The sequence below is a fragment of the Leptolyngbya sp. PL-A3 genome (assembly GCF_039962325.1).
Taxonomy (GTDB): domain Bacteria; phylum Cyanobacteriota; class Cyanobacteriia; order Elainellales; family Elainellaceae; genus Vacuolonema.
In genome coordinates, this window is record NZ_JAMPLB010000002.1 from 152,771 (window position 1) to 169,301 (window position 16,531).

At 51.2% G+C, this 16,531-nt stretch carries 15 protein-coding genes; 7 read left to right on the forward strand and 8 right to left on the reverse strand.

Going from position 1 to position 16,531, the window contains the following annotated elements; translation table 11 throughout:
- Positions 1-119 precede the first annotated feature (119 nt).
- Entirely contained in the window at positions 120-2,054 is a 1,935-nt protein-coding gene (locus NDI52_RS02385) for a protein phosphatase 2C domain-containing protein (protein ID WP_199307974.1), read from the forward strand.
- Between the two features lie 471 nt (positions 2,055-2,525).
- Positions 2,526-2,750, forward strand: a complete 225-nt coding sequence (locus NDI52_RS02390; protein WP_190774697.1) for a ferredoxin-thioredoxin reductase variable chain — start codon at positions 2,526-2,528, stop codon at positions 2,748-2,750.
- 175 nt (positions 2,751-2,925) lie between these two features.
- Here the strand turns inward: NDI52_RS02390 and NDI52_RS02395 are convergent, their stop codons facing one another.
- Positions 2,926-3,156: a hypothetical protein gene (locus NDI52_RS02395; protein ID WP_190774677.1), complete on the reverse strand. Its 231-nt coding sequence runs from the start codon at positions 3,154-3,156 to the stop codon at positions 2,926-2,928.
- A 159-nt stretch (positions 3,157-3,315) separates the two neighbouring features.
- Positions 3,316-4,113 (reverse strand): YdcF family protein, encoded by a 798-nt coding sequence (locus tag NDI52_RS02400; RefSeq protein WP_190774676.1) that lies wholly within the window; start codon positions 4,111-4,113, stop codon positions 3,316-3,318.
- 393 nt (positions 4,114-4,506) lie between these two features.
- Between NDI52_RS02400 and NDI52_RS02405 the strand changes: the two genes are divergently transcribed.
- From NDI52_RS02405 to NDI52_RS02415, 3 genes are all read left to right on the forward strand, one after another.
- The gene (locus tag NDI52_RS02405; RefSeq protein ID WP_190774675.1) at positions 4,507-5,220 is read left to right on the forward strand and encodes an aspartyl/asparaginyl beta-hydroxylase domain-containing protein; all 714 of its coding nucleotides are present in this window, start codon (positions 4,507-4,509) and stop codon (positions 5,218-5,220) included.
- Between the two features lie 207 nt (positions 5,221-5,427).
- Positions 5,428-6,591 (forward strand): aromatic ring-hydroxylating dioxygenase subunit alpha, encoded by a 1,164-nt coding sequence (locus tag NDI52_RS02410; protein WP_190774674.1) that lies wholly within the window; start codon positions 5,428-5,430, stop codon positions 6,589-6,591.
- A 222-nt stretch (positions 6,592-6,813) separates the two neighbouring features.
- Entirely contained in the window at positions 6,814-8,106 is a 1,293-nt protein-coding gene (locus tag NDI52_RS02415) for an aminotransferase class I/II-fold pyridoxal phosphate-dependent enzyme (RefSeq protein ID WP_190774673.1), read from the forward strand.
- Positions 8,107-8,313: 207 nt separating this feature from the next.
- Here NDI52_RS02415 and NDI52_RS02420 read toward each other — a convergent pair whose 3' ends face one another.
- The 4 genes from NDI52_RS02420 to NDI52_RS02435 all read right to left on the reverse strand — a co-directional run bounded on the left by NDI52_RS02420 (position 8,314) and on the right by NDI52_RS02435 (position 13,088).
- Positions 8,314-9,858, reverse strand: a complete 1,545-nt coding sequence (locus NDI52_RS02420; protein WP_190774672.1) for a hypothetical protein — start codon at positions 9,856-9,858, stop codon at positions 8,314-8,316.
- A 402-nt stretch (positions 9,859-10,260) separates the two neighbouring features.
- The gene (locus tag NDI52_RS02425) at positions 10,261-11,229 is read right to left on the reverse strand and encodes a DUF362 domain-containing protein (protein WP_190774671.1); all 969 of its coding nucleotides are present in this window, start codon (positions 11,227-11,229) and stop codon (positions 10,261-10,263) included.
- A gap of 135 nt (positions 11,230-11,364) precedes the next feature.
- Positions 11,365-11,661 (reverse strand): hypothetical protein, encoded by a 297-nt coding sequence (locus NDI52_RS02430; RefSeq protein ID WP_190774670.1) that lies wholly within the window; start codon positions 11,659-11,661, stop codon positions 11,365-11,367.
- A gap of 17 nt (positions 11,662-11,678) precedes the next feature.
- A complete protein-coding gene (locus tag NDI52_RS02435; RefSeq protein WP_190774696.1) occupies positions 11,679-13,088 on the reverse strand; it encodes an aspartate ammonia-lyase in 1,410 nt (469 codons plus the stop codon).
- Positions 13,089-13,401: 313 nt separating this feature from the next.
- On the opposite strand from NDI52_RS02435, the gene NDI52_RS02440 reads away from it, so the two are divergent.
- Positions 13,402-14,217, forward strand: a complete 816-nt coding sequence (locus NDI52_RS02440; RefSeq protein ID WP_190774669.1) for a tetratricopeptide repeat protein — start codon at positions 13,402-13,404, stop codon at positions 14,215-14,217.
- A 37-nt stretch (positions 14,218-14,254) separates the two neighbouring features.
- Here NDI52_RS02440 and NDI52_RS02445 read toward each other — a convergent pair whose 3' ends face one another.
- A complete protein-coding gene (locus NDI52_RS02445; RefSeq protein ID WP_347280067.1) occupies positions 14,255-15,061 on the reverse strand; it encodes a TIGR01548 family HAD-type hydrolase in 807 nt (268 codons plus the stop codon).
- A 430-nt stretch (positions 15,062-15,491) separates the two neighbouring features.
- Between NDI52_RS02445 and NDI52_RS02450 the strand changes: the two genes are divergently transcribed.
- Positions 15,492-15,791 (forward strand): 30S ribosomal protein PSRP-3, encoded by a 300-nt coding sequence (locus NDI52_RS02450; protein WP_190774668.1) that lies wholly within the window; start codon positions 15,492-15,494, stop codon positions 15,789-15,791.
- A 319-nt stretch (positions 15,792-16,110) separates the two neighbouring features.
- On the opposite strand, the gene atpC is transcribed toward NDI52_RS02450, so the two are convergent.
- The gene (gene atpC / locus NDI52_RS02455; protein ID WP_190774667.1) at positions 16,111-16,521 is read right to left on the reverse strand and encodes an ATP synthase F1 subunit epsilon; all 411 of its coding nucleotides are present in this window, start codon (positions 16,519-16,521) and stop codon (positions 16,111-16,113) included.
- Between the last annotated feature and the right edge of the window lie 10 nt (positions 16,522-16,531).

Consider the following 16,531-nt stretch of genomic DNA (forward strand, 5'->3'; position numbering starts at 1 on the left):
ATAAAGCTAGTTCCCCTTAAAAGGGTTTCATTTCAAAAGCAATTCGCTATACTGCTCTACATTTAGTAGCACCTGACAAGAATTATTTTTTTAGTACGCTACCGCTAACGCGATCGCCTATGCAGACCCCCACGCTTTCTCAAATGCAATGCCCAAATCCGGATTGCTTATCCGAGGATACGCCCTTGGGGCAACGGCTGTGCCAGCGATGCAAGACCCCGCTGACCTACCGTTACCTGTGGGCTATTGGTAACGGCATTGAAAAGATTGCACCCGGAACCGTGGTCGGCGATCGCTATCGCGTCATAGCCCCACAAATCTGGTTGGATACCCGCCCCAACCGTCCGCCAGAAGCTCCAGAAGAAATTCCAGAGAACTTACTGGCTTACCTCAAATTATTTGCCTACCGACTACACACTCCCACCATTTACAGCTTCACGGTATGGGAATCAACAGGAGTGTTGCTGTTAGAAAATGCCCCCATTGATTCGTCGGGAAAGTTGTTTCCGGCGATCGCCTCACTCCTACCCACGGCAACGGCGGTACGGCAGGTCTACTGGCTCTGGCAATTACTCGATTTATGGGTGCCGTTGAAGGAATTGGGGGTTGCTACCAGCCTGCTGATTCCGGACAACATTCGCATTGAAGGGTGGCGAGTGCGGCTCCGAGCCCTCTATCTGGATAACGAAGAGACAGCCCCACCCCAACTCGGTGATCTGGCTGCCCTCTGGCAGTCCTGGGCGACTGGCTATCGAGAGACCATCCAGCAGCCTCTACAGCAAATCAGCGAGGCGATGCAGGCCGTAGAGATCAATGCCCCCCCAGAGAAAATTCAGGCGATCGCCCTACAACTCAACCAACTCCTACTGGAACGGGCAGCGACTCTGCCTCTGCGCTTAAATATTGCTTCGGCTACCTCCACAGGCCCTCGCCGCAGCCTCAACGAAGACTATTGTTATCCCCATCCCAACGCCCGCAGCTCGTCCGAGTCAGATGCCCTCGCCTCTCATTTGGCCATTGTCTGTGATGGCGTAGGTGGTCATGCGGGTGGGGAAGTGGCCAGCCAGATGGCCGTGCGATCGCTACAAATTCAGCTTCGAGCTCTGCTGAACGAAATTTCTGAGCAAACGGAGCTTTCCTCTCCCCAGGTCGTAGCTGAGCAATTGGAGGCCCTGATTCGTATTGCCAATAACTTAATTGCCAATCAAAACGATGAGCAGGAACGGGAAGCGCGCGATCGCATGGGCACCACGCTGGTGATGGCACTCCAACTTCCCCAAATGCTTCAGACTGAAGACGGCCAGGGCAATAGCCATGAGCTTTACCTGGGTCACCTGGGTGATAGCCGTGCCTACTGGATCACCCCTCGCTACTGCCATTTGCTCACCGTTGATGATGATGTCGCCGTCCGGGAGGTACGCAATGGCCGCAACCTGCACCGAGAAGCCCTCCGTCGTATGGATGGGGGCGTACTGACCCAGGCTGTAGGAACCCGCGTTGGGGACTACATCTACCCCACGCTGCAGCGGTTCATTCTGGAAGAGGATGGGGTGCTGTTACTTTGCTCAGATGGTTTAAGCGATAAAGATCGGGTAGAGCAGTATTGGGAAACCGTCTTCCAACCGCTCTTTAAGGACAGAGCCACCTTGGATGAGATTGCACAACGCTGGGTCGATTTAGCAAACGAGAAGAGCGGCCATGACAATGTCTCAGTTGTGCTGATGCACTGCCAGGTCACTCCAGAGCAGCCCAGACTCTTCGATCCAAGCCGCGTAGTAGCAGAAGAAAAAACCGCTGAGCCCACAGAAACTGAGCTCTCTGAGTCAGCCCGAGCCCTGCTTTACGACACCGCCGAAGCCCCCCGCCAGGCTGAGATTCCAAAAACTCCTACGCCCGGCAAATCCAACTACTGGATGCAGGTTCTCACTTTGTTGCTAGCCATGCTAGTGGTAGGGGTAGGAAGCACAATTGTGTGGCAGTTGCTCAGTCCTGAGAGCTTCAACCGCTTCTGGCAGCGGTACCCTGCCCCCGAGGAGACCACACCTGAACAATAGGCGACACCCATCATAGCGATGCCATTGTTGATGCGCGACGAGCAGTTCTGTCGCTGTCTTCCTTGTGTTTGCCAGCCAAAGGGTTAACTTAACCTCAGTTTGGGATAAGCTAAAGCGCCCGCCAAAATGGGCATTTTCGAGTGCCAGACATTGCGCGGTACTCGAAAACAGCCTTAACCGAAACTCAGGTTGATTTAGGACGATAGGGCAAGGAAGTTTTAGCAGCAATTCTCAGTATGGGCATCAAAGCCAAGAGTTCACGCCCTACGGGCGTGAACTCTTGGCTTTGATGCCCGAAAACCGCGCCCCTTTGGCGCGCGGTTTTCGGGCCTGATTTCAAAATGAGAATTGCTGAAGTTTTAGCTCATCTGTCTGCAGGAATACCAAGCTGTGCAAAGATAATTAGTGTTCTGTTTTCAGCGTTGGTGATTTTGCCCCGGCAAGCCACCCAGGAGTATGTTGTCGAACCCTATGAAAGCTGGCGATCGCGTTCGTGTTAAAGAATCCGTTGTGGTTTACCATCACCCCGAACACCGCAACCAAGCCTTTGATCTGCAAGGTCAGGAAGGCGAGGTCGCTGATTTGGTCAAGGAGTGGGAAGGGAAGCCCATTAGTGCCAACTTTCCAGTTCTGGTGAAGTTTTCCAAAAAGTTCAAAGCCCACCTGCGGGAAGATGAGCTAGAAACGATTGAATAATTGAAACCGTTGGTCGTTTACGTTGTCACGACCACCCGGGGTTCGTAAATTTCCAATTCCCTTTTGAGGGCTGCGCAGCAATGCGTGGCCCTCAAAACATGCTAGAAAGTGTGAAATTGGCACGGAAGATTTATGCTTTCCGTGCCAATTTCACACTCCCAGCAACGCCTGAGGTTCACTGGCGGCCATAAAACCATCCCAGAATGTTGATGTCCTTCTGCATCGCAGATAATTCCTGACGATGCTGCTCCGCAACCTGGTAATACCAGGCACAGTAGGCATCCAAATCTTCCCGGTACTGCACTTCCTCGTAAAACTCGTGGGCAACCTCATAGGTTGCAAACACATCCTCCGCTTCTGGAGGCAGTGGAACGATCTCGCGGTGGAAAATGGAATCGTGGGCCATGAAACCTGCCGATCGGGTCTGATGCCGATCTTACAACGATCCTTCAAGTATCGTGTTGGGCTGAAACCTTTGACGTAGGGTCATTGCATGCAATGACCCTACGCTAAAGGTTTCAGCTTACAAAGTCAGTTCAAAACGACAATCCAAATTGCGGAAGTATTACAGCCATCCCTTCAGGCGGTAAATCAGCATGCCGATATACTCCTTCAGAACCCGCGTCGTTTGCTGTACGCGTTCTGCATCTGGCAAAATACTCAGCACGGCTGATTGAGGACTGTTGCTAAGGTCCCACAACTCTCGTTCAGACACGAGAAAATCCGTTGGGGCAGGGATGACCTCAATGCCTTGTTTTTGGAAGATTTTAAGCGATCGCGGCATATGCATGGCTGAGGTCACGAGCAACACCCGATTAATCCCCTTCTCTTGCAAAATCTTTTTCACATTCACTGCATTCTCATAAGTATTGAGCGAAGTTGGGTCTTGCAGGATAGCTTCAGCGGGTACATTCAGAGCCTCGGCCAGGGTTGCCATATCCTCCGACTCTGAGACTTGCGGCCCTTTCCCACTCCAATCGATATGTCCCCCGCTAAAAATGATCAGCGGTGCTTTTCCTGCCTTGTAGAGCCTGGCGCTGTGGAGGATGCGATCGCTCGCCTCTGACAAGTCAAACCAGGGCCGGGGTGGCATCTGCGGTTTCAATGCCCCACCCAACACGACGATCGCCTCTGCCTGAGGCACGGATTCGAGCGGCAAATTCTGCCACTCCAACGACTTCACCAGTCGCGTTGCCACTCGCCCATTTCCCGCCACTAGCAATAACGCCAGCGCTACGCTAATACAAACTGCTGCCTGCCCCGGATGCTTCCAGAGCCGAAACAAGGCCACTGTCAGTAACAGGCAACTCAGACCAACCGGGTAAATGAAGAGTGGGAGGAGTTTAGAGAGGTAGAGGAACATGAGGAGTGAATGAGTCGATGAGTGGGTGGAACGATCTGGATTTGGGCCTGCCAAAGTTTATTGGCCGAGTATGGCCGTTGGAGGAATGTGGCAGCCGAGAAACTTACCCACGAGTTTCATTTCTCGTGCTGACCTCAACTACACACAATAGACATACAATCCCTCCCAGCATAAATAACGCCATTCCTTAAGCAAAACTTTTTCCCTCACTCACTTCCCCCCTACTTGCCCATCTCTGGCTCACCTGCCCATGCACTCATCCTCGTATCGACCTATCCACGCCCCACCCATCCCCCTGACTAGGACAATCCCCGTATCTGTCACCCCAACCCCCCACGCTTGCGCCTGCCACCCTGTAACCTGTTTTCGTGTGGCATATCATTGAGGCTTGGCATGAAAGGTTGGCTTGCGTCCGTGGCGCAAAAATTGGAGAGCATGGTTCCCGCTTATTCAAAGGTGGGAGATTCAGTGTTCTTCACGAATGAGCAGTTTCCCTTCAGCTATGAGTTGGAGGCAAACTGGAAAGTGATTCGGGAAGAACTCGACCAGGTCATGCTGAATGTCGATGATCTGCCCAACTTCCACGACATTTCTCCCCGTCAGGTGCGAATTGCTGGCGACAATCTCTGGAAGACTTACTTTTTCTGGGCCTTTGGATTCAAGTCCAAGGCCAATTGCGATCGCTGCCCCGAAACCGTCAAACTCCTCAAAAAAGTTCCCGGTCTGAAGGTAGCGTTTTTCTCCATTCTGGCTCCTGGCAAGCACATTCCGGAACACCGGGGCAAGCACAAGGGTCTCATTCGCTATCACCTGGGTTTGAAGGTTCCCGAAAAGAAAGAAGCCTGTCGCATTCGTGTGGCTGATCAATTCGCCCATTGGGAGGAAGGGAAAAGCCTGATTTTTGACGACACTTTCTATCACGAAGTATGGAACGACACGGACGAATATCGCGCTGTGCTGTTTCTTGATATTGCACGCCCTTTGCGCTTTCCTCTCTCCCTGGTAAATGGGTTAGTCAACTTCATGATTGGCGTGTCCCCTATCGTTCAGGTAGCCCGCCGTAACCACGCCACCTGGGAAAAACACTTTGAAGACATTCTGAAATAGTGTTTAGTCAAAGTGAAGACATTCTGAAAGAGTAGTTTGGTCAAACTTCTGTCTTTTTGCCTACCTGCAAGGAAATTGAGGGATTTCCGTTTCAACAAGCTACATTAAAGGGTGTTTACACTTCGAAACACTCTCATCCGTTCACTCTTATCGAGCCGCCATCACAGGCTTAACATTGAGCTCACTGACTGAGGAAGGCCATATTCAATGGAATTGGAAACAACACTTCGGGGGCATACTGTCCAAAACGCCGTACGCGAGGTGGGCATTAACCCAAACCACTGGTATCCGGTAAGCTGGGCCGAAGATTTGAAGCCCGGTGCGGTTATTCCAGTAAAGGTTTGGCAACAGCCAATCGCTGTCTATCGGGATGTCTCTGGCCATCTTTATGCGATGGAGGATGCCTGCCCTCACAAGGGTGTGGAAATGCACAAGGGTCAGGTGAAGGGCGATCGCCTCACTTGCCCCTATCATGGCTGGGAGTTCGACCCCACCGGCAACTGCGCCCACATTCCCTATTTTCCTGAGGGCCAAAAGCTGCCCTGCGCTCAGGCTAAGGTTTACCCGGTGAAAGAGCGTTACGGCATTATCTGGGTGTTTCCGGGAGATGCAGCATTGGCGAGGGAGCGATCGCTTCCCGAAGTGCCCGAGTATGACGACCCAAACTATTTCATGATTCCGATTCCGGGTCACTTCAAGGCACACTTCTCCATCTGCAATGAAAACACGATGGACGTGTTCCACGGCTATCTGCACGAAAACTTGCAGGGCTGGTTCAACCCTGAACTGCTGAAGTTGAAAGAGTCGGACGATTCAATTCAGGCAGAGTATCGGGTCTACTACAAGGGCTGGATTACGAAGGTTCTGGGTCTCAGTACAGATGGTGGCGTAACGACCCGTCAGGTGTCCATTCACTACCAGTACCCCCATTACCACAGCAGCATGGAAGGCGTTTCCTCGCTTTACTTGATGCGCCTGCCTGTTGGCCCCCAGGAAACCCGCTCCTTCTCGATGCTGTTCTTGCGGTTGCCCTTTCCCCAATGGCTTGTTAACCCCATCCGCAAGCCGCTCATGCCTCTAATTCGTGAGCGTTTCTTCATGCCCTTCCTGATGCAGGATGTGGAAATGATGGAAAGCGAGCAGGTCAACTACAACCGCAACTCAAAGCGGCGCTACGTAGAGATTAATCCGGCCATTATTGCACTGCAACGGGTTATTTATCGGCAATATACCCAATTCCTGCAACAATCTAGCCCTCAATCTCGTCTAGAAACCTATCAGGCAAAAAATGGTAATGGATCGTCCCTCTCAGCCGAAACAGAGCAGGGATCGGTTCCGACTGGAATATCTGTGGACAGTTCTAGAGTCTAATCCCAACTGGAACAGGAGCGGTGGTAAGAAAACACAACTTCTGGCAAAGTATGGAGAGCTTTCTTAACAATTTCATTGGGAACCTTAATCGGTAGAGTGGCGCGCTGGCGCTCCTGGACTTGGCTTAGCCTCAGTTCTGTCTATTTAGAAATCGGCCACGGATGTAAGCCGTGCCCCATGAAAAATGTCACGTTTAGCGAATTACGGTGAGGGGAGTTTACTGTGCAAGTTGTAAAGGAATACGTTCAGCGCTGGTACGAGAGTGGTTTGGATCCAGATGAATACATCTGCCACGCCAAAAATGGCAACATGGTAGACATCGAAGAGACTGAAACCGGGAAGCGCCACAACGTACTGACCTTCTGCACCAATGACGTTCTCGGTCTGGTGCAAGATAAGGCAGTGCAGCAGGCCGCCATCGATGCCATTCTGCAATACGGTACCTCAAATAGTTCCACCTCTGTGCTGAGCGGTCGTATCGACCTGCATCGGCAACTGGAAAATGAAGTTTCTGAGTTTAAGCATCTGCCCCATACTCAATTGTTCCTGAACGCCTGGATGGCGATGCAGGCGTTGATGGATGCTTTCTGCCACCTGGCGATTCCCGTTCCTGGTTTCCAGAATACCCGTGAAACCCTGATTCTCACGGACGTTCTAAATCACGGTTGTATCGTTTCCGCTCTGGCAAACGCCGGTACTCGCTCGGGCAAGATGTTCGGTCATAGCCCTCGGGTTCGCGTTAAAGCCTACCGTCACTGCGATATGCAGGACTTTGCTCGCAAGCTAAAGCGCTACGCTCAGCCGGACGATCGCATCATGGTGATTTCCGATGCGGTGTTCTCCATGGATGGCGACTTGGCTCCCCTGCCCGAAATGATCGACATTATGTCCAACTATCCTGGCAGTGTACTGGTGATGGACGAAGCCCATGCCAGCGGTGCCATCGGGCCCACCGGACGGGGTATTTATGAGTACTTTGGAATCACTCCCCAGTACGCTATCGAGCGGGGTGTGGTACCGCTGATCATGACCACCTTCTCCAAGTTCGGTGCGTCTGTGGGCGCTGCTATCAGCACTCACGTTGCAGAACTGAAGCCGTTGCTGAATGTTTCCCCCACCTCCATCGGTACCTGCTCTCTGTCTGCTCCTCTGACGGCTGCCGCTTTGACTGCCATCCGCACGGTGCGTCAGAAGCCTGAGCTGGTGCAGAAGTTGCAGGAGAACACGCGGTATTTGCGCGATCGCCTCGCTGAAAACGGCTTTGTGGCGATCGGCGAAACGAACGTTATCCCCGTGATGCTACCCTCCGAGGTCAATCCCAAAGTCTTTGCCCGTGTGCTGCTAAACGATTACAAACTGTGGGTCTCCCCCATCTGGTTCATCGCCAAGCCTCGTCTGCGCATTACGGCGAACGCCGTCCATACGAAGGAGGAAATGGATCGTCTGGTGGAAGGTATGGTTGCCGCCCGTGAAGCAACCTACAAGCCTGCTCTCGTGAGCACTATCAGCGCCTAATTACAACTTGATCAATAGTCTCCGCTAAACCTTAGAGACGCGCCCAGCGCGTCTCTTTTTTGCGTCAGACTAAGCTCATGTATAAACCTCTTGTAGGACGTTGCATGCAACGTCCTACAAGAGGTTCAATATCCTGCATGAATGGTTGGCGGTGAAGCTGCGCAACCATTCATGCAGGAGGTCTAATACATAAGTTTGGCTTCTCCTTTAGGGATGCTTTAGGCTGACAAATTCTTCGTGGTCAGGGAAGGGGTAAACGTGCAACTTCTGTTGGATAGTGACATTAAGCTTGGTGTAAAACATGGGATGAATGACACACAAATCATCCGTTGATAGCATCAAGCGGCCCTTCTTAAAGTATTCAAAATCTGCCTCAATAATACCTGTGGTATCATCTTTGCGTCTAACACGACCTACAATTCCTAATTCCGCCACAAACTGCCGAAATCGGTAAGGCGAATAGTCTCCCTGCCATTGAGATGCTGTTTGATGAGCACGTTTATCCAACTCTTTTGCCTGAAAAACGGGTGAAATTCCCGATAAGGCATCGGCAATTCTTGACGCTTTTGGATACACCGAACTATAAGCGTTAAACACCTCATCGGCTAAAGAATCACTGGCGTTTTGAACACCCATCACAATATTCCGCAAACTAAAATTGGGGAAATTTTGGTTTCGCAAAGCCTCTTCAGCAACAGAATTACAGAGAACAATTAATTGCCGTGGGCGGAGGTGAGTATGGCGCAGAATATAGGGAAATGTTTTTTCCTGAGTCTCACAGCCATCATCCAGACATTCCCCAAAATAAGGTTTCCAAATCTTCTCTTTAACGTCCCGGTAACTATCCCAATCAATCTGCTCAGCTCTTAATTTGCAGATGCCTTTGAGCCTTAAAGACTGAAATAAACGCCAACAGATCATCCGCATCAGATCCTTCGGCTTCCAGTGTAAATAAACCTCATTTTTGACATATTTCAACGTGTTAGAAATATAGTCTTCAATGAGATAGGGAAACATTTCATCCATCAAAAAGACTTTGATATGGATGTTTTTTGGAGCAAACTCTCTAGAAAATAAGGCTGCAAACTCCACCAGTGCGGCTACAGTGGTCATCAGCCGTTCGTCACTAACGGAATACTTCTCTAATGTGTCAAGGGCAACAATTAGTGGCCTCTTTCGTGCAAACTCTAAAACAGCTTGCTTGGCTTCACGAAAGGTTGTGCTGTAAAAAATTTTATCTAATGCATCAGAAACCGTATTATTAACGCCTAAATATTTGGAAAGTAAAGATTGAAGTATAGACCGAATAACTTTTGAAAGCCCCTCATCATCTGCGAAACTGCAGGCTGCACGAATTCTTAAATCCTTGTTTCTTAACTGGTAAAAAATAGCTGTCCAAACAATGTATTCCCAGATCTTAACAAGTTGAGGAATTTGCAGTTCACGATTTAATGATGTTTGCTCTGCAATCCGTGACATTACCTCATGGAAAGCCACAGGTTCATCAATCGCAATTTCCATGCAATTGGGGATTGTTTTTTGGAAGGAGAAGAACTTGGTTAACGCTGTTTTTCCCGCTCCCCTTCGTCCCAAAATCAGATATACAGAAGGGTCAAGGGATGCTTGATTGAAGTGCGTTGAGTGAAAGTAGTATCGGCTATAGGCAGCTTCACCCAGTATTGCCAAATCGGATTCACAGTCAGGAGCACCAAAGGGCGGGAGAGAATGAATAATATTCTCGGCAAGCACCATAGTTTTCTATCCTGAGTTTTAGTTCTGTAAGGTTAGCGTCTGACCATCCAACACCGCATCAAGGCCCAGCGTTTCTAAAAGCTTAGAGGAATCTGGTGATTCTGACAGTACCCTGTTAGGTAACCATCATGCACTTTTGTGATCATTCTCAGCACAATACCAAACCTCAGTTCGTATAAATTGGCAGTGTTCTAGACGTGTGGATGAGATGTGGTGAAAGGGGTACGAAGTACCCCTTTCACCACATCTCATCCACACATTTGAAACAGGACCTATCAATTGAAGTGCCTACTCTGGCGTGCGTGAATGCTGCGCAATGTGTGGCGCTCGAAAATGTTTTCTGCATCAATGTGAAGGGTGGCCGGTAAAACCGGCCACCCTTCACATTGATGCAAAAGCCCTTCAAATTGAACGTCCGGCATACGCTTTCATCGGTTCTTTGATGAAGCGGATGTAGAAATGTCGGAAAGTGGACTTGATGACACGGGGCAACCCGAAGTCAATGGGCACCAGATTTTCAGGATATTTCCAGTCAGAAATCTGTAGATGGTGGGGCTGCTCCAATGGGAATTCGATAGAAGACAGGGCAGGAGACATGCCAAGACGCTGGGCCGCCACCAGAGTCGGCACGGTCGCAATGTCGGCTTGAAGGATTTCTGCCATTGCTCGATCTAGCGCAAACACATCAGCGGAGGCCGCCAGAATCCCTAAGGTGCGTGGAGTGCCACCACTGGGGCCATTGCCTTCGTGACCGATGATGCCATCGAGAATGGTGAGTGTGGGAGCGATCGCCCGCGCCGTCTCCACCAACATCGTGCCAAAGCGCAACCGATCCTTACCGGCTTCCATATGCCACCAGGCTTTCATCTTACCGGGAACGCAACCAAACAGATTTTTCACACCCATCGTCAGCGTTAACTGCACATGGGATTTCATCTTGGGCAGGTTGATGATGACATCCGCATTCATCGCCTCTTTAGACAGCAATAGATGGTTAAATTCTGGGTTATCGGTGGCGTAACGATTCCCACTAAATTCTGTGATGGGGATACCCAATTCATTCAGGATGGGTTGGTAGCCATTGGCGATCGCCACCCCTCGCGCACTGCCAAACGCCGGACTATCTCCCAGAAACGGTTGGCCACCCGCTGCCACCACCATCTCTGCCACACAGTAAACCACCTCCATCCGGGTCGTGCATTCGTTTTGGGGGCGGCCACCAGTCAGCAAGTTGGGCTTGAGGAGAACGCGATCGCCCGGTTTCACAAAAGCTTCGATGCCACCCAAGGGTTGCAGCAGAGCCGTGAGAGATTCTCTTAGGGCCGCATATTTATAGTCGTTTGCACGAAGGAGACTAACGCTCGGTGCCATAGGTCTATCGAGTAGGATGTCACACTTAGCTTTAGACGTATTATGGCCGCACCTGCCCAAAACTCCAAACCCGCTCTTTATTGTCGCTAAGCAACGACAAAGAGCGGGTTTGGAGTTTTGGCACCTGATAGAAGCCTAACGACCACGATTGAGAGCGGTTACCCGCTCTGCGTTAGAGAACACATCTTCACCCTTCAGCTCGGCGATCGGAGGTTTCATCTCCACTTTGACGACGTTTTCAATGTTGATGAAAACGGTCTGCTCTGACAAATTAATAATCCACCAGTCTTTTTTTAGGAGATGACGCACTTCCAATTGAATGGTTTGATTGCTGCCATCCGACTCAATCGGTGCGTAGAGGTTGAACGACTCAGATTGACCGTTCATGTAATGAAACGTGATCTGAGTGTAAATCGTGTCCTGGCTGTACATAGGGAACTCTCTGGTTACTAGGAAGGTGAACCATCCGACGGAGGCGCAGGCATGGCGCTCATCTGCTCCAGGTTTAACACCTGCGCCAAATCCGCCTCTGTCATTAGCCCTTTTTCTAGCACAATCTGCCGGAGAGACTGCCCAGTCTCCAGAGATTCTTTAGCAACGGCGGCCGCGTTGAGGTAGCCAATGTGCGTGTTAAGGGCCGTCACCAGAGCTAAACTACCTTCGGCATAAGCTAGGCAGCGATCGCGATTCACTGTCAGCCCTTTCAGTCCCTTCTCGGTCAACGCCTTCAGGGTATTACCCAGTAACTCGATACTGTGGATGAGGTCGTAAGCGATCAAGGGCATCATTACATTCAGTTCCAGTTGTCCGGCTTGAGCGGCGAGGGCGATCGCCGCATCGTACCCCATCACCTGGAAGCACACCATCGAGGTCATCTCTGCCATAACGGGGTTGTACTTACCCGGCATGATGGAAGAGCCCGGTTGCACAGGAGGCAGTTGAATTTCTTTGAACCCAGTTTTAGGGCCAGAATCCAGCAGTCGCAAATCGTGGGAGATTTTGGCAATATCCTGGGCCAGGTTTCGCAGCGCCCCCGACACATTCACAAAGGGAGCCATACTCTGCATGGCAGCCATCAGGTGGGGAGCCGTCTTCAGCGGCTGGCCAATTAACGCAGAAAGCACCTCGGCCACTCGGAAGCGGTACTGAGGGTGAGTATTGAGGCCGGTTCCGGCAGCACTCCCTCCCAGCCCCAGCACGGTCAAATCCTGCGCAGCCGTTTCGAGACGTACCAGGTGATCCGCCAGAATTTGTGCCCACGCCCGGAACGTTTCGCCCATCCGTACGGGAACGGCGTCCTGGAGGTGAGTACGGCCCGATCGCACCACGTCCTGGTACTCTTCCGCTTTGGTATCGAGGGTGGCGATCGCTCCTGCCAGAGCCGGATACAGCGTAGCCTCTAGGGCCAGCAATCCGCCAATCCGAATCGCCGTAGGAATCACATCATTCGTGGACTGGCCGTAGTTCACATGGTCGTTGGGGCTGACCCGTTTGTAATCCCCCTTGTCGCTACCTAGCAGTTCCAGCGCTCGGTTCGACAACACCTCATTCACATTCATGTGGTGTGAGGTACCCGCTCCCGCCTGGTAAACGTCAACAACAAACTGATCACGCAGTTGGCCCTGCAATACCTCGTCTGCCGCCTGCACGATCGCCTGGCTAATATCAGCGGGAATACAACCCAACTCCCCGTTGACAATCGCCGTTGCTTTTTTGATCAACACACAGGCATCGACATAGGTTGGTAGCGGCTTCAGCCCACTAATCGGGAAATTTTCTGTTGCCCGTAGGGTTTGAATCCCATAATAAACCTGATCTGGAAGCTGCCGCTCCCCCATTGAATCGCGCTCAGTTCGCATAATTTCAACAAATCTTTCCGTAATCTTGGTGCGAATTTTATATATATTGTCCGTCCAGTGGGCATACTGGGCCATAGGGTGTCTTTACAATCTGCCAATCCTGCCGCCGTTTTCCTGATCTGAAGACGCTATGGAGTGCGGCGCTCTATCGAGCAAGCCACAGCTTTTTACAGAGAGCCGATAGCGATTTCGGGGAGTTCGTTCGACTCTCTGAAGCGGTGTCACTGTGGAGCGTTCCTCAAGCTTCGGGATAACGTCTCTCAAAAATTTTCGACATCTACCGATCTGGGTTATGCCTTGATCTTGCACCACCATGGACAGCAATCCTGAAGTTCACACCTGGTTGAGCCAGGGCACCGCCCTCTTTGTTGTAGGACGTTATGAGAAAGCGGTATCCCGCTTCGACAAGATTCTTAAGATTAATCCCAGTCACATCGAGGCCTGGAATAAACGAGGCCACGCTCTCCAGGCCATGGGGTTATACCCAGAAGCCCTCGATAGCTTTGAGCGCACGTTAGACGTCGAGCCGAAAAATACAGCGGCCCTACAGGGGAAGGGATTGGCTCTGGCCAAGCTGGAGCGTTATGAAGAGGCGATCGCCTGCTTCAACCGGATCATTAAGTTCAAGCCTGAAGATGCCAAAGCCTGGTACAACAAGGGTCATGCCTACCAGCGAATGTTTCAGTATCGGGAGGCGATCGCCTGCTTTGACCGAGTGGTAGATTTGCGACCGGAGAATTATCGGGCCTGGTACAACCGGGGTGTTGCCCAGGCATCGTTGCGGCGCTATGACGATGCGTTGAGTAGTTTAGATACAACGATCGCCATTAAACCTAACTGCCACTACGCTTGGAGCCATCGCGGTATTGTGTTGACCAAACTCAACCGCCACGACGAAGCCATTCAAAGTTTTAATAAATCCCTTGATCACCGCGACGATAACCCAGAAGCCTGGTATGGCAAAGCCTGTTCGTACGGTTTGCGGGGCGACATTTCCCAGACTATTCGCAGCCTGCACCGTGCCTTTATATTAAGCCCTAACCTATACCGGGTCATGGCCCAAACCGACTCCAGCTTTGACGAAGTTCGTCACTACGAGGAATTTCAAAGCCTAATTAGCCTGATGTAATTTCTGCATGGCAAGCTGGCAAAAACTTCTGAAGAAATCATTTCATTAATTGCCGCACCCGGTCGGGGGTCAACTGCTGAACATTCGCCAGGGTCAAACTAGCTCCTGCTTCTATCAAACCGTTGGAGTAATTTAAGGCATACTCCGTCGAACCCAACACATGGGGCGGCAGGATTCCTACCCCAATCCAGCGTCGCGTTGAGTCTTGCTCCCGTGCCCGCAGTACTGTTTGCATATCTGCCACCGTATCCCCAGCGTAAATGACAGGCATGCCACGGTTTTCTCCTTCTAACCGGCTCACGGCTTCAAAGAGGCCGGTTGGGTCAGGCTTGCCAGGAGCATCCTCCATGGCCACCAGTACCGGGGCCGATAAGCCCAAACGTTTTTCCAGCACAAACGTTGCCGATCCCCGAGTTGCCCCACTAAAAAAGCCCCAGGACAGCCCCGCTGCTGTTAGCTGGTTTAAGTAATCGGCCTCTAATAGCAGCGGTTCCTGGCAGATATACCCCGTCCAGTTGTCGGGATCTGGCCCCCGATATCGACTCTGAAAAAAGCGCACCAGAACGTCATAGTCCAGGCCAAGCTCCGATCGCGCCTTTCCCTGCTGCTCAAAATAGCGATGAACCATTTCCTGGGAGGCTTCCCAGTCGTTATTCCAAATTCCCTCACCTTTAAGAGCATCGATGTCGGTCTGTGTCGGACGGTAGGAGCCCTGGGTAAAGTGCTCCACGGTATCCGCAAGAGCGCGTCGATAGGAATTGCTCACATCTCGAATGACGCCATCAATGTCAAAAACGATGATTGCGATCGCCTCGTTCCCCACAGCTTCCAACCTCCTAACCACACAACCCAGCGATCCTATCAAATTGATGTCTTGGTTTTATCAGGACGCTTCGCATTGATTTCGTCAGCAATTCTCATTTGGGAATAAAGCCTGTGAGCTTACGCCTACAGACACGAACTCTCAGCTTTGATGCCCGAAAATAGCCCGCCGAGGGCGGGCTATTTTCGGATTGGATTCCAAAATGAGAATTGCTATGGTTTTGTCAGCAATTCTCAGTATGGGCATCAAAGCCAAGAGTTCACGCCCGTAGGGCGTGAACTCTTGGCTTTGATGCCCGAAAACCGCGCGCCTTTTGCGTGCGGTTTTCGGGCCTGATTTCAAAATGAGAATTGCTGATGGTTTTGTAGAGGTGCAAGATGTAAGCCTAACAATGAGTTACCATGGAGGATTGTAGGAGTTTAAAGCAGCTCAGTTCTGTCTGGAGGTTCATTTGTCAAGGTTTATTCTCAAAGTACTGTGGTTGGAAGAAAATGTTGCCCTGGCTGTAGATCAGGTCGTTGGTAAAGGCACCAGCCCTCTCACGTCCTACTTCTTCTGGCCCCGCAATGATGCGTGGGAACAGTTGAACGGCGAACTGCAATCCAAAACCTGGATTTCTGATACGGAGCGGGTAGAACTGCTGAACAAAGCCACGGAAGTTATTAACTACTGGCAGGAAGAAGGCAAGAAAAAATCCATGATGGAAGCCCAAGAGCGGTTTCCTGAAGTGGCCTTCACCGGCAGCAACTAATTGGTTGGCCTCAGGCCATTCGACAAAGCTTTGCAAAAAAAGAGAGAGCGGGGGTAAAGCCCCTGCTCTCTCTTTTTCTCCACACGGTTTAGTTAACCTCAGTTCGGGATAAGCTGCAGTACTTATTTTGGCGTGCGCTTTGCGCACGCCAAAATAAGCATTTTGAGTGCCGCGCGTTGCGTGGCACTCAAAATGCCCTTAACCCAAACTCAGGTTAGTTAAGGACGGAATGCGTCAGCTCTGAACAAGAAGGGGGAGCTGGAACCAGCTCCCCCTTCTGAGGCGACGCACATCTCAATCTGAATTTCAGGGAATTGCCTTAAGCAGCACCACCAGCGGCTTGAACCCGTGCTCGCGCCCGCTTGAATGCTTGGGTCGCTTGAATTTGTTCTTGACGAGAACCCGAACCACGAAGGCTATTCATCTTCGCTTCAGCCTCGGCAAAGGCTGACCGTGCTTCTTCTAGATTAATGGTTTCACCGCGCTCAGCCGCGTTGACCAGAATAGTCACTTCGTTGTTCTCAATTTCGGCGAACCCACCCATGAGGGCGATCGCCACCCAATCTTTCCCTGCACGCACACGCATCACACCCGTATCCAGGGCAGTCAGCAGCGGCGCGTGGCCTGTCAAAATACCCAGTTGTCCGGTCGTGCTGGGCAGAATCACCTCATCGGATGTATTATCCCAGACGGTTTTATCCGGTGCAATTACCCGTACAGCTAGTGTCATAGCAATATCT

Coding starts and splice junctions, on each gene's coding strand:
- NDI52_RS02385 (WP_199307974.1), top strand. CDS start 120: ATGCAGACCCCCACGCTTTCTCAAATGCAATGCCCAAATCCGGATTGC.
- NDI52_RS02390 (WP_190774697.1), top strand. CDS start 2,526: ATGAAAGCTGGCGATCGCGTTCGTGTTAAAGAATCCGTTGTGGTTTAC.
- NDI52_RS02395 (WP_190774677.1), bottom strand. CDS start 3,156: ATGGCCCACGATTCCATTTTCCACCGCGAGATCGTTCCACTGCCTCCA.
- NDI52_RS02400 (WP_190774676.1), bottom strand. CDS start 4,113: ATGTTCCTCTACCTCTCTAAACTCCTCCCACTCTTCATTTACCCGGTT.
- NDI52_RS02405 (WP_190774675.1), top strand. CDS start 4,507: ATGAAAGGTTGGCTTGCGTCCGTGGCGCAAAAATTGGAGAGCATGGTT.
- NDI52_RS02410 (WP_190774674.1), top strand. CDS start 5,428: ATGGAATTGGAAACAACACTTCGGGGGCATACTGTCCAAAACGCCGTA.
- NDI52_RS02420 (WP_190774672.1), bottom strand. CDS start 9,858: ATGGTGCTTGCCGAGAATATTATTCATTCTCTCCCGCCCTTTGGTGCT.
- NDI52_RS02425 (WP_190774671.1), bottom strand. CDS start 11,229: ATGGCACCGAGCGTTAGTCTCCTTCGTGCAAACGACTATAAATATGCG.
- NDI52_RS02430 (WP_190774670.1), bottom strand. CDS start 11,661: ATGTACAGCCAGGACACGATTTACACTCAGATCACGTTTCATTACATG.
- NDI52_RS02435 (WP_190774696.1), bottom strand. CDS start 13,088: ATGCGAACTGAGCGCGATTCAATGGGGGAGCGGCAGCTTCCAGATCAG.
- NDI52_RS02440 (WP_190774669.1), top strand. CDS start 13,402: ATGGACAGCAATCCTGAAGTTCACACCTGGTTGAGCCAGGGCACCGCC.
- atpC (WP_190774667.1), bottom strand. CDS start 16,521: ATGACACTAGCTGTACGGGTAATTGCACCGGATAAAACCGTCTGGGAT.